This is a genomic window from Pantoea sp. GbtcB22 (genome assembly GCF_019091025.1).
Lineage (GTDB): Bacteria > Pseudomonadota > Gammaproteobacteria > Enterobacterales > Enterobacteriaceae > Pantoea > Pantoea leporis.
The window spans coordinates 1-236 of record NZ_JAGXKB010000851.1 but is presented as its reverse complement, the minus strand read 5'-3'; the positions used below and the strand labels follow the sequence as shown (position 1 = coordinate 236).

Genomic DNA, 236 nt, shown 5'->3' with positions numbered 1-236 from the left:
GAAGGGGTGGCGCGCCGTGGTGCGGACGAGCGACGGCAGGTTGTAGAGCTCCTCCTGCGCCTCGGCCTGCGTCGGGGCGCTCATGTAGCCGAGCTGCTGGAGCACCTGGTCGTCGTGCGGGTTGACGTCGACCGTCGTCTGGCCGTCGTCGAGCTCGGCCTTCAGCGCCCAGGACGCCTTCAGCAGCTTGTCGGCCATCGCGGCCATCGCCTTGGAATGCTCGTCGTCGCGCTCCC

1 protein-coding gene is annotated in these 236 nt (G+C 69.9%); it reads right to left on the bottom strand.

The features are described 5' to 3' along the window. Window positions 1-236: hypothetical protein (locus KVT28_RS26855; protein ID WP_217551365.1), on the bottom strand; the 236-nt coding region annotated here is incomplete at both ends.